This is a genomic window from Alloalcanivorax sp. C16-1 (genome assembly GCF_046507805.1).
In the GTDB taxonomy this organism is placed as follows: Bacteria; Pseudomonadota; Gammaproteobacteria; order Pseudomonadales; family Alcanivoracaceae; genus Alloalcanivorax.
Window position 1 is genome coordinate 647,335 of sequence record NZ_JBKFTK010000001.1, and the last position, 22,532, is coordinate 669,866.

Genomic DNA, 22,532 nt, shown 5'->3' on the forward strand with positions numbered 1-22,532 from the left:
CGCCGGTGCTCATCCGTTATTCGTAGGGCAACCATTGTGCCTGACCGGACCCGGTTCTCCAAAGAACTGAATCGGTGTTCATGCCAGGCGCAGTCGATAGCGGCAGGCGTCCGCCGAGCCGGCCACCCGGGCACCCAGGCGCACCAGCCGTGGCGGGCCGTCCCACACCGTCACCCGGGCCCCGGCGGCGAAACCGGCGGTGGGCACCAGCAAGGTGTCGGCGCCGTCCGCCGCCGGCACCAGCAACGCCGGAGTCGGCAGGGTGTCGCCGTAGCCGTGGCTGATGCGCACCGGCCGCACCTCGCCGGGCAGCCATTGCACGCCGGCGCGCACGCCTTCGGCGGCGCGGGCCAGCCAGCGGATTTCCCCGACCCGCCAGGGGCCGCCGTCGGCGCCGGCCAGGGCCAGCACCGCGCCCACCCTCAACCCGCGGGGCGCGGGGCCGTGCCAGATCAAACCACAACCCTGCTCGCCCCGGTCCTGACAGCGCACCGGTTCCGCGTTATGGACCCGCGCCGGCTGGTCCAGGCAGGCGTGGGCGCCGTTCAGGCCCAACACCACCCGCACCGTTTCCCGGCCGGCGCGGCGCGGCGCCGCCCGGCCCCGGGGCGCCGACCATACCGTGCGCAGATGGGCCCGCAGCAGCGACGAGAACGGCCGACCGGGATCGCCGCCACCGTCGCAGAGCGCCTCGGCCAGCGGGCGGGTATCGAAATGGCGCCAACGGGGGCCACTCCGTGCCGGGTCACCGGCCGGGGCGGGCCCCCGGTCCTGGTCCAGGGCCACGTCGAAGCCGCCTTCCAGCGGAGCGGCGTGCAGCGGCAACCGGCGCCCCCATTGCCCGGCGGCCCGGAACAGGGCGATCAGCGCCGGCGGCCGCAATTGCTGGGGCTGGGCGCTGGCCATCAACAGGGCGCGGGTGTACGCCAGATGCACGGAACTCTCGTGGCCCGGCGCTTCCGGATCCGCCACCGGGAGGGTGTGCAGGGCGTGCAACGCGGCGCCCGCGTAAAGACGGTGCAGCCGCCACCAGAGCCCGGCGCGTGCCGGCGTGTACAGTAGCCAGTGCTGCCCCAGCTGCTGGCTGAGCGCGTCCAGGGCCCGTTGCACGGCGGTGGCCGCCGCCTGGCGCCGGGCCGGCCCCGGCGGGGTGGCCAGCAGCGCCGCCGCCACCCGCTGGTAGGCGCGGGCCAGAGCGTCGAACAGATCGGCCACCCGGTCGGCGGCCTCCCGGGCCGGCGTGCTCAGGGACAGCGGGGTGTCCAGATAATGGCTCTGCAGCACCGCCGCCAAGCGGTGCACGCGGGGGCGGATGTCCTCCAGCAGCGCCAGGCGGCAGCGGGTATCCAGGGGCAGGCGGGTCAGTTCCTCAAGCAACCGCGTCAGGGATGCGGCGCTGGTGAGCGGGTCCCCGGCGGGCAGCGCCGTCAGCCAGGCGCGCAGATCAGGGGGCCGGGTACCGGCCAGAGACAGTGAATCCAGGGGCGCGTCCGTGTCCGCCGGCAGCGCCCACGCCCAATCCGTTGGCCATGCCTCGTGCATTGGTGATTGTCCTTCACCCAGGGGCGGGGCACACCCCGGCATGACCCGCCGTTTTTGTGAACTGCTTCACAAAAACCGTACGGCAAAGCGGCGCCGCTGTAAATCAGCCTTTGAGCACGGTTTTGCCGCTTTCCCCGGGCTCCTCGCGGGCCAGGCGCGGCACCAGGAAGCCGGGCAGACGGGCGCGCAGCGCCTTGTGCAAAGCGAAGGCCCGGTGGTCGGGCACGGCGAAATGGGCGGCGCCGGCCACCGCGTCCAGCTGGTGCAGGTAATACGGCAGCACGCCGGCGTCGTGGAGGGCGTCGGACAGCGCCGCCAGGGTCTCCACCCGATCATTGACCCCGGCCAGCAGCACCGACTGATTCAGCAGCGTCACCCCGGCCCGCGCCAGGGCCCGGCAGCGCCCGGACAGATCCGGGTCGATTTCGCGGGGGTGATTGGCGTGCAGCACCAGGGTGACCCGCCAGCGGGGGGTGTCCAGCAGCGCCAGCAGCCCGTCGTCGAGCCGCTCCGGAACCACCACCGGCGTACGGGTGTGGAAGCGTAGCCGGTCCAGGTGAGGAATCGCCGCCAGTTCTTCCAGCAGTCCGCCCAGGCGCTCGTTGCTCAGGGTCAGCGGGTCGCCGCCACTGAGGATCACCTCGCGGATGTCCGGGTGGGCGCGCAGCCAGTCCAGCGCCTGCTTCCAGCGGCCCCCGGACAGGTGGCTCTGATAAGGGAAATGGCGGCGGAAGCAGTAGCGGCAGTGCACCGCGCAGGCGCCGGTGACCACCAGCAGGGCGCGGCCGTGGTACTTGTGCAGCAGCCCGGGCACCGGGGTGTGCGCCGCCTCCTCCAGCGGGTCCGGCCCGTAGCCGGGCACCGGCTCGCGCTCCCGGGCGCTGGCCAGCACCTGGCGCAGCAGCGGGTCGTCCGGGTTGCCGGGCTCGATGCGGCTCAGATAACGGCGCGGCACCCGCAGGGGAAAATCGCTGTCCGCGTCAACGCCGCCGGGCACCTGCTCCGGGCGCAGGTCCAGCGCCTCGCACAACGCCGCCACATCGGTGATCAGGTCCGCCTGCAGGCGCCGCCAATCGGGCACCTGCCAACCGTCGGCCTCCTGAGTTATCATGGCCAGCCTTTTCAACGCCATCCGGAAATTCCCGCAACAGTGGATCAGAGTCTATGGCCAGCTATTCTACCAGCGAATTCAAATCCGGCTTGAAGCTCATGCTCGACGGCGACCCGTGTTCGATCATCGAAAACGAGTTCGTCAAACCGGGCAAGGGCCAGGCCTTCAATCGCGTGAAACTGCGTAACCTGAAAACCGGCAAGGTGATCGAACGCACCTTCAAGTCCGGCGACAGCCTGGAAGGCGCCGACGTGCTCGACGTCACCATGCAGTACATCTACAGCGATGGCGAATTCTGGCACTTCATGGACCCCAACACCTTCGACCAGAAGCCGGCCGGCGCCGACGCCGTGGGCGACGCCAAGCAGTGGCTGAAGGAAGAGGACATGTGCGAGGTCACCCTCTACAACGGTGAACCGCTGAGCGTGTCCCCGCCCAACTTCGTGGAACTGGAAATCACCCAGACCGACCCGGGCGTGAAGGGCGACACCGCCGGCACCGGTGGCAAGCCGGCCACCCTGAGCACCGGCGCCGTGGTGCGCGTGCCCCTGTTCGTGCAGGAAGGCGAGGTGATCAAGGTGGACACCCGCACCGGCGAATACGTGGGCCGCATCAAGAACTGAGACCGCCCATGAGCGATGCATCCTGGCGGCCCACCACCGCCCACGATGCCCTGAAGGCGCGCGCCGACCTGCTGCGGACGGTGCGCGCCTTTTTTGATGGGCGCGGCGTGCTGGAAGTGAGCACCCCGCTGCTGGCCGCCCACGCGGTCAGCGACGAGCACATCGACGCCATCGAAGTGCCCGGCCACGGCTGGCTGCAGACCTCCCCGGAATACCACATGAAGCGCCTGCTGGCCGCCGGCAGCGGGCCGATCTATCAGATCGCCCGGGCCTTTCGCGACGGCGAGGCCGGTGCCCGCCACAACCCGGAATTCACCCTGCTGGAATGGTACCGCCCCGGCTTCGACCTGGACGCCCTGGTGGACGAATGCCTGGCGCTGCTGACGCCGCTTTGCGGCGCCGGCGCCGAGCGCCACCGGTTCCGCGAGCTGTTCGCCACGGTCACCGGGCTAGACCCGCTCACCGCCCCGGCCGGGGAACTGGCCGCCCGGGCGGAACGGGGCGGCGCTCCGGCGGGCCTGAACGGCCCCCAGGCGGTGGACTATCTGATGGCCGTGGAGGTGGAGCCGGCCCTGGATCCGGCGGTGCTCAGCGTGGTGGTGGATTTCCCGGGCTGGGCGGCGGCCCTGGCACGGACCGCCGAGGACCAGGACGGCGCCACCGTGGCGCGGCGCTTCGAGATCTACCATCGCGGCCTGGAACTGGCCAACGGCTATCAGGAACTGCTGGACGCCGACGAACAGGCGCGGCGCTTCGCGCGGGACAACGACCAGCGCCGGGCCGCCGGCAAGCGCCCGATGACGCCGGACCCCTACCTGCTGGCCGCCCTGCGCGCCGGCCTGCCGCCGTGCAGCGGCGTGGCCCTGGGCCTGGAACGGCTGCAGATGGTACTCAGCGGCGCCGGGCGTATCGAGCGGGTGTGGCCGTTTCCCCGCGAGCGCGCCTGAGGGATCGCGGCTGAAGCCGCTCCTACGGCGATGTAGGAGCGGCTTCAGCCGCGATCAGCATCGGGCGCCCTCCACCACCGTTTCACCCACTCCCGCTCGCTGGCAATTGCCATCGATCAATTCCACGATGCGCGGCTGCGCCGACGGCGGCAGGTCGTGGCCCATGCCGTCGATGATCGTCAGCCGGGCACCGGGAATGGCGCGGGCCGAGGCCTTGCCGCCGGCGGGGCGGATCAGTGGATCGGCGCCGCCGTGGATCACCTGGGCCGGGCAGCGCACCCGTTTCAGGCGTTTGGTCAGGTTGCCGGTGGCGAGAATGGCGAGAAACTGATTGCGGATGCCGCGCGGGTTCAGGCCCCGCTCCCAGCTGCGCCGGAACATGTTCTCCAACTCGTCGCGACCCTGATCCAGGGTGCCGCCCAGCTTCGCCATCATGTCCAGGCCGAACGCCACGTACTGGTCCACGGTCTCGATTTCCACCCGTGGCGCCACCAGCGTTTTCAACGCCGTCGGTTTCGGCGGCGGCAGCAACGGGCTGTTGGTGCTGGACATGATCGAGGTGACGCTGAGCACCCGATCCGCGTCGGTGGCGGCGGCCAGCTGCACCACCATGCCGCCCATGGAGGCACCCACCAGGTGGGCCCGCTGGATACCCAGGGCATCCATCAACCCGAAGGTATCGGCGACCAGATCGTCCAGGGTATAGGGCGCGTGCACCCGGGCACCCACCATGTAGCGCAGCATCGCCTGCAGCGGGCCGTACTTGAAGGGGGCGCGGATGCGGGTGGATTTACCGGCGTCGCGGTTGTCGAAGGCGATCACCCGGTAGCCCCGGTTGGCCAGGGCGTCCAGCAGCCCCTCCGGCCAGAACACCAGTTGCGCGGACAGGCCCATGATGAAGATCAGCGGAACGCCGTCCTCGGGACCGCGGGTTTCGTAGAACAGTTCGATGCCGTTGCTGTGCACCGTGCCGGTGGCCATGGGCGCCTCTCTCTGAGTGGGGACAGGCGCACAACATAAAAAAGCCCGGCGGCGCCCACAAGCGCCGCCGGGCATTCTGGCCCGATGGGCCGGTGATTACTCGCTCAGCTCCAGGGTCGAGATGCGGGCGTCCTCGATCTGTTCGCGGGTGAACGGCACCCGGTGCCAGTTCTTCTGCGAGTAGGCCTGGGTGTAGCTGCCGTAGTAATCGCTGGCCGGGTCGTCGGACACGCCGTGGGTCAGGAAGGTGAAGGCGCGTACCGGCTCACCCTCGGGGAAATCCACCACGTGCATGTAGGTGTTGCGCAGCACCGTGAAGTAGCCCTCGGAACCTTCACCGCCGAACTGCGGAATGTCGGTTTCCGGTTTCAGGTACTTCTGATACTCGCCCACCTCGGCGTCCAGGGCCACGCCACTGTCGACCACGGCGGCCACGGCGGCGCTGAAGGCGGTCTGCACCTGGCCGGTGACGGCGCTGTTCAGGCCGCGCGGGGTGTGCACCGGGTCCTGGGCGTCGAACGGCGTGGCCCAGAGATTCTCGATATCACGGAGCCCGTCGTAGTCGTCGCCGCCTTCGAAGAGCGCGGTCCAGATATGCGCCCCCACGGAGTCCAGGTTGGCGCGGTTGTCCCAGGCGGTCAGCACCTGGCAGGCCTGGGCCTCGGTGCCGCTGGGCGCGCCGCACACCGCGGACAGCACCTCGTCCTTGAGCAGTTCCGCGGACAGGTTGCGGCTGTTCACCACGATCTGGCGCAGGTTCTCGCTGCTCACCTGGCTGCCGGCCAGGCCGTCGGCGCCGGCGAAGCGGTCTTCCACCAGGGTGTGACCGAGGCGCGAGCGCAGGCTCTGGCGGTAGTCTTCCTGGCCGATGATGCGGGCGAAGCCGGTGATCGGATTGTCCGCGTTGGTGAGCCAGTAGCTGTCGTTCATGTTGGCCACGTAATCGCGGCGGAACAGGTGCGGCAGATTACCGGGACCGAAGGCACCGGGCTGGCGGCTGTCCGGATCGTCTTGCCAGTCGCAGGCGGAGTTGGTGCCGCCCAGCAGCACCACGCCGGCCTCCAGCAGCGGCGCGCTGAACCCGGGTACCGCGCAGCCCTGCAGCACGGCGTCCGGCACGTTGGGCACGGCCGTGATGTCGGAGTACAGCGCCCGGTCGTCGTCGCGGCCAATGGCGGTGGTGTTCACCCAGGGGATGCCCACGAACTCGGTGATGGCGTCGTAGAAGTCCTGCAGGGACCGGGCGTGGTCGAAGGCGAAGAAGTTCTGGAAGCTGCGGGTGTTCTCCAGGTTGATGTCACGCAGGGTGAACGCCTGGGTGGTGTTCCAGGACACCGCCGGATTGAGCACCGCCGGATTGATCATCGGGCCGTACTCGGACTCATACAGCGTGCGGGTGACGGTTTGCAGGCTGCCATCGCCTTGCTTCACCGGCACTTCCACGGTCACCGCCGTCATCGCGTGGGGCTCGTTGTCCTTGATGTAGACGGTGGGGTCGTCCGGTGACAGCGCCAGGGCGTAGACGGTGAAGCGGCTGGCGGTGGACACGGTATGGGCCCAGGCAATGTTGTCGTTGAAGCCCATCAGCACCATGGGCGCGCCCATGATGGACACCCCGGACACGTTCAGACGGCCGGGAATGGTGAGCTGCAGCTGGTAGAAACGGTCCACGCCCAGCTGATACCAGTGCGGGTTGGCGAACAGCAGCGAACGGCCGGTGTCGGTGACGTCGGCACCGAACGCCAGGGTGTTGCTGCCGATGCCCGCTTCCTGGCCCACCTTGAAGCGGTCCGGGTTGAGCGCGACGGCGTCGTCGCCGGCGGTACGCAGGGTCAGCCCGGCGCCGGGCGGCTGGGCACTGGCGATGGCCGGCAGCAGGTTGGCGCTGCTGGCGGCCAGATTCAGGGCCACCAGACGACGATAAACGTCGTCCTCGCTGATGCCGGCCAGCCAGTCCGCGTCGCGGCAGGCCTGGTGACGGCCGTCGTGCTCGCCGGCCTGGATTTCACGCACGTAGCGGCTGAAACCGGCGGCGAAACCTTTCGACAGGTCGCGGATGTTGGCGGGCTGGGCGTCGCGGAAGGCGGCCACCCGCTCATCGTCCACCACGAAGCGGAAGAACAGGTCCGCCGGCAGGTTGTCCGGCGAGCCGAAGGTGCCCATCACCGCCGCCTTGCCGTCCGGCCCGAAATATTTGGAGCGTTCGCCACGGAAGGTGACGAAGGCGTCCGCCAGGGTGCAGAGGTTGTCCTCGGCGATGGCGTAGCCGTGGCCATAGCCGGCGCCGCCGTAGCTGCCGGCGGTGATGTGCGGCACGCCGTAGGTGGTGCGTTCGATGGTGGCCTGGTAGTGCTGGGTGTCCGGTACGTAGTGGTCATCGCTGTCACCGCCGCAGGCGGCCAGGGCCACCGTCAGGCCGAGCACGACGCCGCGCGACCAGAGCGGGGGTCGAAAGGAAGTGATCATTGTGGTCTCCCGAGTTGTTGTTATGCGGACGCCACGGCGGCGTCCAGACCGGAAAGCGTACGTGAAAAACCCCGGCCGGGACTTGAACGCAGCGGCTATTCCGGCAAGCGGGGCTAGAGCATGCGCACTTCCATCCCACGGGCCAGGAATGAGGGCGTCAGCCCGAAGAACTGCTTGAGGGTGCGGGTCAGGTGGGCGGCGTCGGAAAACCCCACGTCGTGGGCCACCATGGACAGCGGCACGCCCTGGGCGATCAGTTCCACCGCCCGCCGCATGCGCGCCCACAGGGTGTAGCTCTTGATGGAAATGCCCAGCTTGTCGGAGAAAAGATGCCGCAGCCGGTGGGCGGACAGGCCCACCTCGGCGCCCAGCTGCTCCAGGGTGCTGGTCAGCGGCAGCTCTTTCTTGATCTTCTGGGCGATGTGACTGACGCGCATGTCCATGGGCAGGCGGATCGCCCGGTAGCCGCTCAGGGCCCTGGGCAGGGCGGTGGTCAGCCGGAACAGGCCGGCCGGCTCCAGCCGGCCTTCGCCGGCGGCGCGCACCGCGTCGTGATCGACGCGGTCGGGCATCAGGATCACCGAACGCACCGGGCGGCGGCCCAGCATGGCCGCCAGGCAGTGGTATTCGTAGCTTTGCGGGTCGAAGTTCAGCGACAGCAGCGGTTCCAGGCCGGCGTCCAGGGAACGGGGCGTCTGGTTACCCACCAGCGCCGCCGCGAAACGCTGGCGCTGGCCCTGGGCGTCGCCCAGTTCGAAACCCTGGTCGCCCAGGGACACCAGCAAGGTCAAGGTGTGGCGCTGGGTCAGCCCGGAGACGATGCCGCCGGTCAGATAAAGAAAGCGGTCGTCCCACACATACAGGCGATTCTGTTGCGCCATGGTTCGCCTCCCGAGACGTTGTTATTGGAATTCCGGGGGCCGGCGGCGCGACCTCAACGCAGGCGGATGCCGGCCGGCTCGATAACGATCTCGCCGTCCTTGTACAGCTTGCCGATGGCCTGCTTGAAGGCGTTCTTGCTGCAGCCGAAGGCGGCGCGAATATCGTCCGGCGGGCTCTTGTCGCCGAGCGGCAGAAAACCGTCTTCCTGGCGCAGCCGCTGCAGTACCCGCTCCGCCACGCCTTCGCGCTTGGCGGCGCCGGGCGGGTTGGCGGACAGGCTCAGGCGACCGTCCGGCCGCAGCCGCTGCACATAGCCGGTGAGCCGCTGGCCCGGCTTCAGGTCGCTCCGGCCGTCCTCCGCCAGCAGGCCCCAGTAGCGATCGTCCACCGCCACCTTGTAGCCCAGCTCGGTGCGCTGCACCACCACCAGCGGCACCGCGTCGCCCTGGGCGTAGGCGTCGCAGGTGTCTTCCAGCCAGCGGTCCAGGCGGGCACTGGCGAACAGCCGGCCGGCATGATCACGGACCACCCGCACGGTTTGCCAGCGGCCCACTTCCGGCCGGTTGCCCTGTTCGGCGAACGGCAGCAGCAGATCCTTGGGCAGGCCCCAATCCAGAAACGCGCCCACCCGGCTGGTGGAGACCACCCGCAGCCGCCCCACCTGGCCAGGCAGCAGCCGGGGCAGGCGGGCGCTGGCGCGCACCTGACCGTCGCCGTCCTCGTAGACAAAAACGCGCAGCGCCTTGGCGGTGAGCTCTTCATCCACCTCCCGGTCCGGCAACAGCACCTCGCCCAGAGCGCCGCCGTCCAGCAGCAGGCCGGCGCGCACCCGGCGCCGCACCGGCAGCACCGCCACCGCGCCCACCGCGGGCTGATCTTCCATCGGGGCGTTACTCACCACATCAGATCGTCGGGAATCGGGTAATCCGCGTAGGGATCGTCCTCGTCCACGCCGGTGCCCTTTTCGTTGAGCAGCACCACCACCGCCTCATCGCGCTGGCGGATCTTCTCGGCGATCGGGGCCGGCACCAGTTCGTGGCGGTCACCGAGGGCGACGATGGCGATCAGTCCGCGCGCCAGCTGGTCCTGCTGCCGTGCAGTGACGTTGAGCTTCTTGATCTTCTTGTCCTGCACGAACTGGTAGGACTGGTCGGCGTCGCCCCGGGCCAGCCGGTGCTGCTCGATCAGCTGGCGGATCTGGGCGGCGATTTCCTTCTCGCGCTGGCGCTCCTGATTTTCGCGGGCCAGAGCGCGGTCGCGCTCGGCCTGCTCGGCGCGCTGGCGGCGGGCCCGTTCCGCCGGGTCCTCGAACTCGATTTCGCCCCGCTTGGCGCGGTTGGCGTCCTCGCGCTTCGCCTGTTTGGCGCGGCGCGCCTTCTTTTTGTCCGCCAGCCCCGCTTTCATGAGCTGGTCCTGAAGAGAATTGGCCATGATCGGTCCGTGTCCTGTTCGCAGGCCACCGAGCATAAAGGAAAGTGAAAGGCTCGAACAGGAAAGGTAAAACACTGGTTAAACGGGCTTTTGAGCGGCTCCGCCGGGTGCAATACTGCGGCGCGATACCGACCAAAAAAGGATCCGACATCATGAAACGCCTTACCCTGCTGGCCGCGCTGACCGCCGCCGCCCCCGCCGTTCAGGCCGCCCCGCTGGTGGACGTTTATTTCGGTGGCTACAGCTGGAACGCCGAAACCAGCGGCACCATTGCCTCCGGCTCCGCCGACATCGATATGGAAGACGATCTGGGCTACGACGACGGCAGCCAGACCGTGCTGTACCTGGGCGTGGAACACGCGGTGCCGATTCTGCCCAACGTGCGCCTGCGCCATATGGACCTGTCCGACGACGGTCGCAACACCCTGGCGGCGCCGATCACCTTCGACGGCCAGACCTTCGCCGGCAACGTAACCTCCGACTACGACATGGACATCCTCGACGGCACCTTCTACTGGACGCCGCTGGACAACGTGGTGAAGCTGGACCTGGGCGTGACCGTGCGCCGTATGGACGCCGATTTCACCATTGCCAGCCCCGGCATGCGCGCCTCCCAGAGCGCCGAGGAAACCTTCCCCATGGGCCACCTGGCGGCACGCGCCAACCTGCCGCTGACCGGCGTCTACGTGGGCGGTGAGATCAACGCCATCGAATACGACGGCAGCGGCATGCGCGATTATTCCGCCTACGTGGGCTGGCGCTCGGACTTTCTGCTCGGCGTGGAAGCGGGCTATTCCCGCCTGGAAGTGGAACTGGACGACGTGAGCGACCTGGATTCCGATCTGGAAATCGGCGGGCCTTACATCGCCGCCACTTTGTCGTTCTAGCGGTAACGTTATTCCTTCATCAGCGCCTGGATGCGGGCATCTTTCTCGGCCCACAGGGCGCTGACCCATTTCTGCACCCGGGCCCGGAACTGCCGGTCTTCCTGGTAATCACCCTGCCACAGCCAGGGTTCCAGCTTGAGGGTGCGCACGTCCACGATCACCCGCCGGACCTGGCCGCTGAGCAGCGCCCAGAAACCCGGCGGTTTTCCTTCCGGATACACCACCGTCACGTCCAGCAGGGCGTCCAGATTGTCGCCCAGGGCCGCCAGCACGAAGGCCACGCCGCCAGCCTTGGGCCGCAACAGGTAGCGGTAGGGAGAATTCTGCCGGGCCTGCTTTTCCGGCGTGCAGCGGGTGCCTTCCAGAAAATTCACCACCGTCACCGGCATATCACCGAACTTCTCGCAGGCGGCGCGAGTGATCTCCAGGTCCTTGCCCTTGAGTTCGGGGCGCTTGTCCAGCTGACTCTTGGAGTAGCGCTTCATGAAGGGGTAGTCCAGGGCCCAGAACGCCAGCCCCAGAAACGGCACCCAGATCAGTTCTTTTTTGAGAAAAAATTTGAAGTACGGCGTTTTGCGGTTGAAGGTCTGCACCAGCGCGGCGATGTCCACCCAGGACTGGTGGTTGCTGACCACCAGATAGGAGGTGTCCTGGCGCAGACCCTCGTCGCCCCGGATGTCCCACCGGGTGGGGGTCATCAGGGCGAAGATCGCCTTGCACAGTTCCGCCCAGGTCTCGGCGATCCACATCACCGCGGCGGACAGCCGCGCCTTGTTCCTTTGCCCCGGCACCACCAGCTTCAGCAGCGCGATGGCCATCATCGGCCCGATCAGCACCAGGGTGTTCAGCAGCAACAGCAAAAAAGTGACGATACCGGTCATCCAGGCCCGCATCCGCCGACGCTCCTTTTCCTCAGATCAAAGCGGATGATACCGAAAAATGCCGCTTAGTCACCGCGCCGCTCCACTTCCAGCAGGTCCACGTTCTGGAACCCGCGCGGCAGCTTGGCGCCACGCCGGCCGCGCTCGCCCAGGTAGTGCTCCAGGTCACCGGGTTTGAGGCTCAGATGCCGCTTGCCGGCGCGGATCACCAGCAGGTCCTCGGGCCCCAGCACCTGCACGTCCTGCACGAACTCGGAACGGTCCGCCACCCGCGCGGAAGGAATCGCCATCATCTTGTTGCCCTTGCCGCGTGCCATCTCCGGCAGGTCGCGCACCGGGAACACCAGCAGGCGCCCTTCGTTGGACACCAGCGCGATCAGATCCTGGTCCGGATCGGCCACCCGGCAGGGCGCCAGCACCTTGGCGCCCTTGGGCACATTGAGCACGTTCTTGCCGGCTTTCTTGTTGGCCAGCAGGTCGCCGTAGCGGACGATAAAGCCGTAGCCCGCATCGGTGCTCATCAGGTAGGCGTCTTTTTCCTTGCCGATCACCGCCGCCACGAAGTGCGCGCCGGAGGGCGGGCTGACCCGGCCGGACAGCGGCTCGCCCTGCCCGCGCGCACTGGGCAGGGTATGAGTGGGCAACGAATAGCTGCGCCCGGTGGAGTCCAGGAAACACACCGGCTGATTGGACTTGCCCTGGGCGGCGGCCAGGAACTTGTCGCCGGCCTTGTAGCTGAGGCCGGCGGCGTCCACGTCGTGGCCCTTGGCGGCGCGAATCCAGCCTTTTTCCGAGAGCACCACGGTGACCGGGTCGGCGCCGACCAGATCGGTTTCGTCCAGGGCCCGGGCCTCGGCGCGCTCGACCAGCGGAGAACGGCGCTCGTCGCCGTACTTCTCCATGTCCTCTTCCAGCTCGGAGGCGATCAGCTTTTTCATTTTCGCCGGCGAATCCAGGGTCGCCTGCAGATGGGCGCGCTCCTCGGCGAGCTCGTCCTGCTCACCGCGGATTTTCATTTCCTCGAGCTTCGCCAGGTGGCGCAGTTTCAGTTCCAGGATCGCTTCCGCCTGCTGGTCGCTGAGCCCGAAGCGCTCCATCAGCACCGGCTTGGGCGCGTCTTCCCGGCGGATGATCTCGATCACCTCGTCGATGTTCAGGTAGGCGATCAACAACCCTTCCAGCAGATGCAGCCGGTCCAGCACCTTGTCCAGGCGGTGCTGCAAACGCCGGCGCACGGTGACCAGTCGGAACTGCAGCCATTCGTTGAGAATGGTGTCCAGGCTTTTCACCTGGGGCCGCTCATCGATGCCAATCATGTTCAGGTTGACCCGGTAGTTCTTCTCCAGGTCGGTGCTGGCGAACAGGTGGCTCATCAGCTGTTCCACGTCCACCCGGTTGGAGCGCGGCGTGATCACCAGGCGGGTGGGGTTTTCGTGGTCGGACTCGTCGCGCAGGTCGCTGACCATGGGCAGCTTTTTCTTCTGCATCAGGTCGGCGATCTGCTCCAGCACCTTGGCGCCGGACACCTGGTAGGGCAGCGCGGTGACCACGATGTCGTTTTCCTCGCGTTCGTAAACGGCGCGCTGCTTGAGGCTGCCCTTGCCCTCCGCGTACATACGGATGATGTCGTTGCGGGGGGTGACGATCTCCGCCTCGGTGGGGAAGTCCGGGCCCTGGATATGCTCCAGAAGATCATCCAGCGACGCGCCCGGATCCTTGAGCAGATGAATGCAGGCCCGCGCCACTTCCTTCAGGTTGTGCGGCGGAATGTCGGTGCTCATGCCCACGGCGATGCCGGTGGTGCCGTTGAGCAGCACATTGGGCAGCCGCGCCGGCAGCAGCTTGGGCTCGTCCATGGTGCCGTCGAAGTTGGGCACCCATTCCACCGTGCCCTGGCCCAGCTCGGAGAGCAGCGTTTCCGCGTAGGGGGCCAGCTTGGATTCGGTGTAGCGCATGGCGGCGAACGACTTGGGATCGTCCGGGCTGCCCCAGTTGCCCTGGCCGTCCACCAGCGGGTAGCGGTAGCTGAACGGCTGCGCCATCAGCACCATGGCCTCGTAGCAAGCGGAATCGCCGTGCGGGTGGAACTTACCCAGCACGTCGCCCACGGTGCGGGCGGACTTCTTGTACTTGGCGGTGTTCTTCAGGCCCAGCTCGCTCATCGCGTAGATGATGCGCCGCTGCACCGGTTTCAGGCCGTCGCCAATCTTCGGCAGCGCCCGGTCCATGATCACGTACATGGAATAGTCCAGGTACGCTTTTTCCGTGTAGTCCCGGAGGGACAGGTCTTCGAAATCGTCGGCCATCTTTAATTCGCTTCGCTCATCGGTTCGCGGCTGAAGCCGCTCCTACGGGGGCATTGAATGCAGGAGCGGCTTCAGCCGCGAAGGGTTGACGCTACACTTCGGCGAGGTTGCCTTTCTGTTCCAGCCAGACCTTGCGGTCGGAGGCGCGCTTCTTGCTGAGCAACATATCCATCAGCTGGTGGGTGTCGTCGGCGCCGTCCACGCTCAGGCGCACCAGCCGGCGGGTGTCCCGGGCCATGGTGGTTTCGCGCAGTTGCATGGGGCTCATTTCGCCCAGCCCCTTGAAGCGGGTAACGCTGACCTTGCCGCGCTTTTTCTCCGCCTTGATGCGGTCCAGCACGCCGGCGCGCTCTTCCTGGTCCAGGGCGTAATAGACGTCCTTGCCCACGTCGATGCGGTACAGCGGCGGCATCGCCACGAACACATGGCCGCCGCGCACCAGCGCCGGGAAATGACGCAGGAACAGGGCACACAGCAGGGTGGCGATGTGCAGCCCGTCGGAGTCCGCGTCGGCCAGGATGCAGACCTTGCCGTAGCGCAGCGCGCCGATGTCGTCGCTGCCCGGCTCGATGCCCAGGGCCACGGCGATATCGTGAATTTCCTGGCTGCCCAGCACTTCCGCCGGGTCCACTTCCCAGGTGTTCAGGATCTTGCCGCGCAGCGGCATGATCGCCTGGTAGACCCGGTCCCGGGCCTGCTTGGCGGAGCCGCCGGCGGAGTCCCCTTCCACCAGGAAGATCTCGGTCTGGGCCGGGTCGTCGCTGGTGCAGTCCGCCAGCTTGCCGGGCAGCGCCGGGCCGCTGACCACTTTCTTGCGGGTCACCTTCTTGGCGGCGCGCAGCCGTTTCTGGGCGTTGTTGATGCACAGCTCGGCGAGGCGCTCGGCTTCGTCGGTGTGCTGGTTCAGCCACAGGGAGAAGGCGTCCTTGACCACCCCGGACACGAACGGCGCGGTCTGCCGGGAGCTGAGCCGCTCCTTGGTCTGGCCGGCGAACATGGGGTCCTGCATTTTCACGCTGAGCACGTAACAGGCCCGCTCCCAGATGTCCTCGGGGGTCAGTTTGACGCCGCGCGGCAGCAGGTTGCGGAATTCGCAGAACTCGCGCATGGCTTCCAGCAGGCCGGAGCGCAGGCCGTTCACATGGGTGCCGCCCTGGGCGGTGGGGATCAGGTTCACGTAGGACTCGGTGACCAGCTCGCCGCCTTCCGGCAGCCACACCACCGCCCAGTCCACCGCTTCGGTGTCGCCGCTCATGGCGCCGTCGAACGCCTCGGCGGGCACCCGCTCCCAACCCCGGGTGCTGTCCATCAGGTATTCCACCAGACCGTCGGCGAATTCCCAGGTTTCGCTTTCGCCGGTCTGCTTGTTGTCCAGGGTCACGTTCAGCCCCGGGCAAAGCACCGCCTTGGCGCGCAGCAAATGGCGCAGGCGCGACACCGAAATCTTCGGTGAGTCGAAGTATTTTTCGTCCGGCCAGAAACGCATGATGGTGCCGGTGTTGCGCTTGCCCACCGTGTCGATCACTTCCAGGTCGCTGACCTTTTCACCGCCGCCGAATTCCATGCGGTGCAGCTGGCCGTCCCGCTTGACCAGCACCTCCAGCTTCTTCGACAGGGCGTTGACCACCGACACGCCGACCCCGTGCAGGCCGCCGGAGAACTGGTAGCTCTTGTTGGAGAACTTGCCGCCGGCGTGCAGGGTGGCGAGGATCACTTCCACGCCGGGCTTCTTCTGCACCGGGTGCGGGTCCACCGGCATGCCGCGGCCATCGTCCTCCACCTCGACGCCGCCGTCCGCCAGCAGCGTCACGCGGATGCTCTTGGCGTGGCCGGCCAGGGCCTCGTCCACGGAGTTGTCCACCACTTCCTGGATCAGGTGGTTGGGACGGCTGGTGTCGGTGTACATGCCCGGGCGTTTGCGCACCGGTTCCAGGCCCGAGAGGACCTCGATGTTTTCGGAGGTATAGGTGTTGCTCATAGGTGTCCTAAAAAACGCCGCGGGCGGGTTACAGCTCTATTCCGCAAAAGCGCAACACTAGCGGAACAAAGGCGTCGAAGTCATCAAAGCCGTGGCTGCCGCCCAGCCCGCGGTAGAGGTGGCAGTCGGCGTAGTATTCCCAGCCGTCCCGCCAGTCCAGGGATTCGTCGCCGGTCTGGGTGAGCAGCAGCAACTGCTCCGGCCGCTCGATCACCGGCACCTGGTAATGGCGCAACTGCGCCACCCAGGCCGGATCGAGCCGGTAGGCCTCGCCGGTGTGGTAGTTATGATTGATACCTGTGTATTTGTCCAGTAGTCGCCAGGGCCGCACCGCCGGATTGACCAGCGCCGCGCGCAGATCGTGGTGGGCGGCCAGCCAGGTGGCGTAAAAGCCGCCCAGGGACGACCCGAGCAGCGCGCAGGGGCCGGCGGCGGCCAGGGTGGCGTCCAGCATCGCCATGGCCCGGCGCGGCTCCGGCGGCAGGGCCGGGATGTGCAGCCGGTCGCCGGCGCCGGCCTGCTCGAACACCCGGCGCAACACGCCGGCCTTGAACGACGCCGGTGAACTGTTGAACCCGTGGATGTAGATCAGGCTGGTGGCCGGTACGCTCATGGTTTCGCCATCGGCTGCGGAATCGGACGCCAAGGGTACCGGGCCCGGCGACGCCGGGCCACTCCCTGCCGCCAAAGGTCGGTCCCCGCCGCCGCCCGTGCCGTGCTATAACCGTTTTATGACAATCGTTGATCAGGGAGGTCGCCACCAAGGCTTGCCATGCTGACGTTGATGCACCTGGTGTCCGCGGTGGCACTGTTGGTCTGGGGCACGCACATCGTGCGCACCGGCATATTGCGCGTGTACGGGGCGCGGCTGCGACGCTGGCTGGGCGGGCGCATGAACCGGGCGGTGGCGTTCGGCGCCGGCACCGGCGTCACCGCCCTGGTGCAGAGCAGCAACGCCACCGCCCTGCTGGCCAGTGGCTTCGTCGCCGACGGGCTGATGCCGCTGGCCACCGCCCTGGCGATTCTGCTCGGCGCCGACCTGGGCACCGCGCTGATGGCCCGGGTGCTGACTCTGGACCTGGCCTGGCTGTCGCCGCTGCTGGTGATCGTCGGCGTGCCGTTGTTCCTGTCGCGCAAGCAGAGCCGCGCCGGCCAGCTGGGCCGGGTGGCCATCGGGCTGGGGCTGATTCTGATGGCCCTGGAACAGATCATCACCGCCATGGGGCCGATCACCGAGGCCCGGGGCGTGCAGGTGCTGTTCGCGTCCCTGACCGGCGACCTGTTGCTGGACGCCCTGGTGGGCGCCCTGTTCACCCTGATCACCTGGTCGAGCCTGGCGGCGGTGCTGCTCACCGCCACCCTGGCCGCCACCGATGTGCTGTCGCTGCCGGTGGCCCTGTCCCTGGTGGTCGGCGCCAACGTGGGCAGTGGTCTGCTGGCGCTGATGAACACCAGCCTGCAAAACGTGGCCGGGCGCCGGGTGGCGCTGGGCAATCTGCTGTTCAAGCTGCTCGGCCTGGCGCTGGTGCTGCCGGCGATTCCGCTGCTGGCACAGAGGATGCCGGCCCTGCCGTTCAATAATCAGGACCTGGTGATCGGTTTTCACGTGGCCTACAACGGGCTGCGCTGCGTGCTGTTTCTGGCGCTCACCGGCCCCATGGCGCGGCTCACCCGGCGTCTGATGCCGGACTGGCCGGACGGCGCCGACGACCGCGCCCGGCCGCGCCATCTGGACCCGGATGCCCTGGACACGCCACGGCTGGCCCTGGCCAACGCCACCCGGGAGGTGCTGCGCATGGGCGACACGGTGGAAACCATGCTCGACGCCATCGTCGAGGCGCTGCGCAACGAGCGGGTGGGCAGCGACCGGGACCTGGGCGCTTTGGACGACGATCTGGACGAGCTGTACACCGGCATCAAGCTGTACCTGGCGCGGGTGTCCCGGACTCAGTTGCAGGAGAGCGACCGGCGGCGCTGGTCCCAGGTGGTGGAAATGAGCATCAACCTGGAGCAGGCCGGCGATCAGATCGAGCACATGATGGAGAAGGTGCGCGACCGCAAGACCGCCCGCCGCCGCTCGTTCTCCGACAGCGGCCTGCAGGAACTGATCGATCTGCACGGTCTGCTCAAGGCCAACCTGCGCCTGGGCCTGTCCGTGTTTCTCAGCGGCGACGAGGAAAGCGCCCGGCAGTTGCTGATGGAGAAGAACCGCTTCCGCGCCCGCCAGCGCCATCTGTCCCACGCCCATCTGGAGCGGCTGCATCGCAAGGTGGTGGAAAGCATCGAGACCAGTTCCCTGCATCTGGAGCTGATCGGCGATATGAAGCGGCTGAACTCGCTGTTCTGCGCGGTGGCCTTCACCGCCCTGGAAGGGCTGGAGGACGAGGGCGACCGGCGAGTGGGACCGGTCCCTCAGTAGCCTTTGACGGTGAGGTCGACGCTGAACTCGATGCCTTCCACCCGGCTCACGGCGGTGTCGATGCGACCGTCCGGCCACAGGTCCAGCCAGCGATAGCCGGGGCTGGCATCGTCCACCGCGAAGTCCTCGCTGCCGGGTTTGAACTGCACGCAGGTGCTGGGCACCGCCAGCAGGCGCACGCCGTTGCGCTCGGCGTCGTACTCCTGGTGCACATGGCCCCAGAGGATACCGCGCACGCGGGGATGGGCGTCGATCACCTGGAAGAAACGTTCGGCGCTGGCCACCAGCTGGGTGTCCAGCCAGCGGCTGCCCATGGGCACCGGGTGATGGTGCAAACACACCAGCACATGCTCGCCCCGGGCCGAGGCCAGAGCCTGATCGAGAAAGCTGAGATCGTCGTCGAACAGTTCGCCGGGCACCTCGCCGGGAATGGTGGAATCGAGCAGCACCAGGGTCCAGGGCCCTTCCTCCGCCACGCACGGGCTGATGCGGCCGGCCTGGCCGCTCAGGGCGCGCAGCATCGGCGCCGGCTTGTCGTGGTTGCCTTCCAGCCAGTAGACCGGCGCGTTCAGCACCGCCAGGGTGTCTTCCAGGCGTTGGTAGGATTCGAAGGAGCCGTCCTGGGACAGGTCGCCGGTGGCGACCACGAAATCGGGTACCGGGCGCTCCTGGCGCACGCGCTCAAGCACCTTCTCCAGGCTGAACTGCGTGTTCAGACCCAGCAACCTGCCGTCGCGATCCGCGAACAGGTGGAAATCCGACAACTGCACCATGCGCAGCGGTTGCACCGGTTGCGTCAAAGCCCCGCTCCCGTCCTTTTCTCAATCAAGATGGTCTTGGTCAAGATCGTCGTGATACCCGCGTCCGTGGTGACGCCACCGCGGGCCCCCAGTCAAAAACCGCCGGCATCCTCCCCGGGGAGACCAGCGGCTCTATGATTATCGTCGGGTACGGTTATAGCGAAGATAATGGCGGTTTGCCAGGAAGGCGGTTCGGTTTCCGGAACCAATCCGCAGTCAGTCGCCGGTGGTACCGGAGCGGCGCCAGGGCGACGCGGCGTCGCGGCCGTGGTCGTGCACATGGGCCAGCCACTCACCGAGAAAGCGGTTCCACTGGGCTTTCTCGTCGCGCTGGTGCATCTGCGAGTTGGGATAGGGGTAACGGGCCTGGACACGGCGGAACGGGCTGGCCTCGGTGACCTCGGCGAGCCGCGCGTCGTGATAGAGCCGCACGGTCAGGCGCGGCGCCGGCATGGCGTCGTGCAGGGCCTGGTCCTGCAGACGCAGGGTGGTGGTGTAGGGCGAGCGTTCCAGCACGCGGATGTGCACGGTGCGCGGGCGCCCGCGCCCGAGCGCCAGATCCAGGCTGTCCCGTTCGCCCAGGGCGCGGATAAACGGCAGCAGGCGGGCGTAGTTGGATTCGCACTGGGCCATCAGGTCGCGAAAGTTCAGCCGGTAGCGACGGGCGTTGCTCATGACCGCCACTCCCGGTCCAGGGTCTCGCGGTGCAGCAGCAGCCACTGCAGGGTGATCAGCGAGGCGGCGTTGTCCACCCGGCCGCTTTGCAGCAGCGCTTCGATGGCGGAGACCGGCTGCACCACCACGCGGATGTCCTCGCCCTCCTCGGCCACACCGTGAATGCCGCCGGCGCCACTCAGATCGGCGCGGCCCACGAACACCTGGAGGCGTTCGTTGGAACCACCGGGGCTGGGCATGTAGTGGGCCACCGGCCGCAGTTCGCCGATCTCCACGCCGGCTTCCTCCAGCGCTTCCCGGCGCACCAGGTCGGCCACCGGCTCGCCGGCCTTGTCGGCCAGGCCGGCCACCAGCTCCAGGCACCAGGGGCTGTCGCGCCAGTCCAGGGCGCCGACGCGAAACTGCTCGATCAGCAGAATCTCGCCGCGCACCGGGTCGTAGGGCAGCACCGCCGCCGCCGGCGGGCGCATGAACAGTTCCCGCTTGATCGGCGCGCCCCAGCCGCCCTCATAGTGGCGGTGGCGCAGCGTCAGACGGTCGATATGAAAAAAACCCTGGAACGGCGTTTCCCGTTCCAGGATTTCCACGTCGTCGGCGGTGAATACCGGTTTCGGATCATTCATTGGCTTTGTGATAAATCTCCGCGCCTTGTTCACGAAATTCCCGGGACTTCTCCTCCATGCCGGCTTCCGCCCGCGCCACCTGGGCGCGACCGTCACCATAAGTGTCGCGCACTTCCTGGCTGATCTTCATGGAGCAGAACTTGGGCCCGCACATGGAACAGAAGTGCGCCACCTTGTGGGCCTGCTTGGGCAGGGTCTCGTCGTGGAAGGCCCGTGCCCGGTCCGGGTCCAGCCCCAGATTGAACTGATCTTCCCAGCGGAATTCGAAACGCGCCTTGGACAGGGCGTTGTCACGCAGCTGGGCGCCCGGGTGGCCCTTGGCCAGATCGGCGGCGTGGGCGGCGATCTTGTAGCTGATGATGCCTTCCTTCACGTCTTCCCGGTTGGGCAGCCCCAGATGCTCCTTGGGCGTCACGTAGCAGAGCATGGCGGTGCCGTACCAGCCGATCATGGCGGCGCCGATGGCGCTGCTGATGTGGTCATACCCCGGGGAAATATCAAGGGTCAGCGGGCCCAGCGTGTAGAACGGCGCCTCGTCGCAGTGCTTGAGCTGCTCCTCCATGTTCTGCTTGATCATGTGCATGGGCACATGGCCCGGGCCCTCGATCATCACCTGGACGTCGTGCTTCCAGGCGATCTTGGTGAGCTCGCCGAGGGTGCGCAGTTCGGAGAACTGGGCCTCGTCGTTGGCGTCCGCCACCGAGCCCGGGCGCAGGCCGTCACCCAGGCTGAAGGTGACGTCGTAGGCCTTCATGATCTCGCAGATGTCCTCGAAGTGCGTGTAGAGGAAATTTTCCTTGTGGTGGGCCAGGCACCACTTGGCCATGATCGAGCCGCCCCGGGAGACGATGCCGGTGACCCGGTTGGCGGTCAGCGGCACATAGCGCAGCAGCACGCCGGCGTGGATGGTGAAATAGTCCACGCCCTGCTCGGCCTGTTCGATCAGGGTGTCCCGGTAGATTTCCCAGGTCAGGTCCTCGGCGATGCCGTTGACCTTTTCCAGGGCCTGGTAGATCGGCACCGTGCCGATCGGCACCGGCGAGTTGCGCAGAATCCACTCGCGGGTCTCATGAATGTTCTGGCCGGTGGACAGATCCATCACCGTGTCGCCGCCCCAGCGGGTGGCCCAGGTCATCTTGGAGACCTCTTCCTCGATGGACGAGGTGACCGCCGAGTTGCCGATATTGGCGTTGATCTTGGTGAGGAAATTGCGGCCGATGATCATCGGCTCGATTTCCGGGTGGTTGACGTTGGCGGGGATGACCGCCCGGCCCCGGGCCACTTCGTCGCGCACGAACTCCGGCGTGATCTCGTCGGGGATGGCGGCGCCGAAATTCTGTCCCGGATGCTGGCCGGTGGGCAGGCCGGCGGCGCGGTGTTCGCGCAGCTTCTGGTTTTCGCGGATGGCGATGAATTCCATCTCCGGGGTGACGATGCCCTGGCGCGCGTAGTGCATCTGCGATACGTTCTTGCCGGCCAGCGCCCGCCGCGGCGGCCGGATGTGCGGAAAGCGCAATCCTTCGGTGGTCACGTCCCGGGCCCGGCGGCGACCGAATTCGCTGCTCTGGCCGGCCAGCCGCTCGCTGTCGCCGCGCTCTTCGATCCAGGCGTCGCGCAAGGGCGGCAGGCCACGGCGCACGTCGATGTTCGCGTCCGGGTCGGTGTAGGGGCCCGAGGTGTCATACACCGCCAGCGGCGGGTTATCCTCGAACTTTCCGTCCGCCAGCGGGGTCGGATGCTGGCGGATTTCCCGCATCGGCACGCGAAGGTCATCCCGACTGCCGGTCACATAGATTTTTCGCGAACCCGAGATGGGCTGGCAGGCTTCGTCGATGGCATTGGGTACGGCGTGACGTTGCTCGTCGGGCACGATCGGACTCCAGACTTAAGGTGTGTGGGGAGGAGGGCGCCCCCACTATAGCCACGGCGTCTGACCCGAACAACCGCGCTCGGCGCGATCCGGGCCCGACGGAACCCTGA

The 22,532-nt window shown here is 67.5% G+C and carries 19 protein-coding genes; 4 read left to right on the forward strand and 15 right to left on the reverse strand.

Going from position 1 to position 22,532, the window contains the following annotated elements; translation table 11 throughout:
- Positions 1–78: 78 nt before the first annotated feature.
- Entirely contained in the window at positions 79–1,542 is a 1,464-nt protein-coding gene (locus ACLD0W_RS03100; RefSeq protein WP_410306039.1) for a hypothetical protein, read from the reverse strand.
- 103 nt (positions 1,543–1,645) lie between these two features.
- Positions 1,646–2,653, reverse strand: coding sequence for an EF-P beta-lysylation protein EpmB (gene epmB, locus ACLD0W_RS03105; RefSeq protein WP_410306040.1), 1,008 nt, complete (start codon positions 2,651–2,653; stop codon positions 1,646–1,648).
- A 53-nt stretch (positions 2,654–2,706) separates the two neighbouring features.
- Between epmB and efp the strand changes: the two genes are divergently transcribed.
- Together efp and epmA are read left to right on the forward strand one after the other, a co-directional pair.
- Positions 2,707–3,276, forward strand: coding sequence for an elongation factor P (efp, locus tag ACLD0W_RS03110; protein ID WP_204427450.1), 570 nt, complete (start codon positions 2,707–2,709; stop codon positions 3,274–3,276).
- An 8-nt stretch (positions 3,277–3,284) separates the two neighbouring features.
- The gene (gene epmA / locus ACLD0W_RS03115; RefSeq protein WP_410306041.1) at positions 3,285–4,223 is read left to right on the forward strand and encodes an EF-P lysine aminoacylase EpmA; all 939 of its coding nucleotides are present in this window, start codon (positions 3,285–3,287) and stop codon (positions 4,221–4,223) included.
- Positions 4,224–4,277: 54 nt separating this feature from the next.
- On the opposite strand, the gene ACLD0W_RS03120 is transcribed toward epmA, so the two are convergent.
- The 5 genes from ACLD0W_RS03120 to ACLD0W_RS03140 all read right to left on the reverse strand — a co-directional run bounded on the left by ACLD0W_RS03120 (position 4,278) and on the right by ACLD0W_RS03140 (position 9,983).
- Positions 4,278–5,204, reverse strand: a complete 927-nt coding sequence (locus ACLD0W_RS03120) for an alpha/beta fold hydrolase (protein WP_410306042.1) — start codon at positions 5,202–5,204, stop codon at positions 4,278–4,280.
- Positions 5,205–5,300: 96 nt separating this feature from the next.
- Positions 5,301–7,670, reverse strand: a complete 2,370-nt coding sequence (locus ACLD0W_RS03125; protein ID WP_410306043.1) for a penicillin acylase family protein — start codon at positions 7,668–7,670, stop codon at positions 5,301–5,303.
- 113 nt (positions 7,671–7,783) lie between these two features.
- Positions 7,784–8,551, reverse strand: coding sequence for a helix-turn-helix transcriptional regulator (locus tag ACLD0W_RS03130; protein WP_410306044.1), 768 nt, complete (start codon positions 8,549–8,551; stop codon positions 7,784–7,786).
- Between the two features lie 53 nt (positions 8,552–8,604).
- On the reverse strand, positions 8,605–9,435 hold the full coding sequence (locus ACLD0W_RS03135; RefSeq protein ID WP_410306045.1) for a S1 RNA-binding domain-containing protein: 831 nt from the start codon (positions 9,433–9,435) through the stop codon (positions 8,605–8,607).
- Between the two features lie 11 nt (positions 9,436–9,446).
- The gene (locus ACLD0W_RS03140; protein ID WP_410306046.1) at positions 9,447–9,983 is read right to left on the reverse strand and encodes a DUF2058 domain-containing protein; all 537 of its coding nucleotides are present in this window, start codon (positions 9,981–9,983) and stop codon (positions 9,447–9,449) included.
- 152 nt (positions 9,984–10,135) lie between these two features.
- Between ACLD0W_RS03140 and ACLD0W_RS03145 the strand changes: the two genes are divergently transcribed.
- Positions 10,136–10,870 (forward strand): TIGR04219 family outer membrane beta-barrel protein, encoded by a 735-nt coding sequence (locus ACLD0W_RS03145; RefSeq protein WP_410306047.1) that lies wholly within the window; start codon positions 10,136–10,138, stop codon positions 10,868–10,870.
- An 8-nt stretch (positions 10,871–10,878) separates the two neighbouring features.
- Here ACLD0W_RS03145 and ACLD0W_RS03150 read toward each other — a convergent pair whose 3' ends face one another.
- From ACLD0W_RS03150 to ACLD0W_RS03165, 4 genes are all read right to left on the reverse strand, one after another.
- The gene (locus ACLD0W_RS03150; protein ID WP_410306048.1) at positions 10,879–11,763 is read right to left on the reverse strand and encodes an acyltransferase; all 885 of its coding nucleotides are present in this window, start codon (positions 11,761–11,763) and stop codon (positions 10,879–10,881) included.
- 53 nt (positions 11,764–11,816) lie between these two features.
- Complete coding sequence (gene parC, locus ACLD0W_RS03155) at positions 11,817–14,057, reverse strand: DNA topoisomerase IV subunit A (protein WP_410306049.1); 2,241 nt, start codon at positions 14,055–14,057, stop codon at positions 11,817–11,819.
- A gap of 91 nt (positions 14,058–14,148) precedes the next feature.
- The gene (gene parE, locus ACLD0W_RS03160) at positions 14,149–16,035 is read right to left on the reverse strand and encodes a DNA topoisomerase IV subunit B (RefSeq protein WP_410306050.1); all 1,887 of its coding nucleotides are present in this window, start codon (positions 16,033–16,035) and stop codon (positions 14,149–14,151) included.
- A 28-nt stretch (positions 16,036–16,063) separates the two neighbouring features.
- A complete protein-coding gene (locus ACLD0W_RS03165) occupies positions 16,064–16,648 on the reverse strand; it encodes a YqiA/YcfP family alpha/beta fold hydrolase (RefSeq protein ID WP_410306051.1) in 585 nt (194 codons plus the stop codon).
- A 159-nt stretch (positions 16,649–16,807) separates the two neighbouring features.
- Between ACLD0W_RS03165 and ACLD0W_RS03170 the strand changes: the two genes are divergently transcribed.
- Positions 16,808–18,454, forward strand: a complete 1,647-nt coding sequence (locus ACLD0W_RS03170) for a Na/Pi cotransporter family protein (RefSeq protein WP_410306052.1) — start codon at positions 16,808–16,810, stop codon at positions 18,452–18,454.
- Here the strand turns inward: ACLD0W_RS03170 and cpdA are convergent.
- From cpdA to thiC, 4 genes are all read right to left on the reverse strand, one after another.
- Complete coding sequence (gene cpdA / locus ACLD0W_RS03175; RefSeq protein ID WP_410306053.1) at positions 18,448–19,254, reverse strand: 3',5'-cyclic-AMP phosphodiesterase; 807 nt, start codon at positions 19,252–19,254, stop codon at positions 18,448–18,450. The genes ACLD0W_RS03170 and cpdA overlap by 7 nt on opposite strands.
- A gap of 216 nt (positions 19,255–19,470) precedes the next feature.
- The gene (locus tag ACLD0W_RS03180) at positions 19,471–19,929 is read right to left on the reverse strand and encodes a DUF1249 domain-containing protein (RefSeq protein WP_410306054.1); all 459 of its coding nucleotides are present in this window, start codon (positions 19,927–19,929) and stop codon (positions 19,471–19,473) included.
- The gene (locus ACLD0W_RS03185; RefSeq protein WP_410306055.1) at positions 19,926–20,552 is read right to left on the reverse strand and encodes an NUDIX domain-containing protein; all 627 of its coding nucleotides are present in this window, start codon (positions 20,550–20,552) and stop codon (positions 19,926–19,928) included. The genes ACLD0W_RS03180 and ACLD0W_RS03185 overlap by 4 nt, the downstream gene beginning before the upstream one ends.
- Positions 20,545–22,422, reverse strand: a complete 1,878-nt coding sequence (gene thiC / locus ACLD0W_RS03190) for a phosphomethylpyrimidine synthase ThiC (RefSeq protein ID WP_410306056.1) — start codon at positions 22,420–22,422, stop codon at positions 20,545–20,547. Before thiC ends, ACLD0W_RS03185 begins: the two co-directional genes overlap by 8 nt.
- Positions 22,423–22,532: the final 110 nt, after the last annotated feature.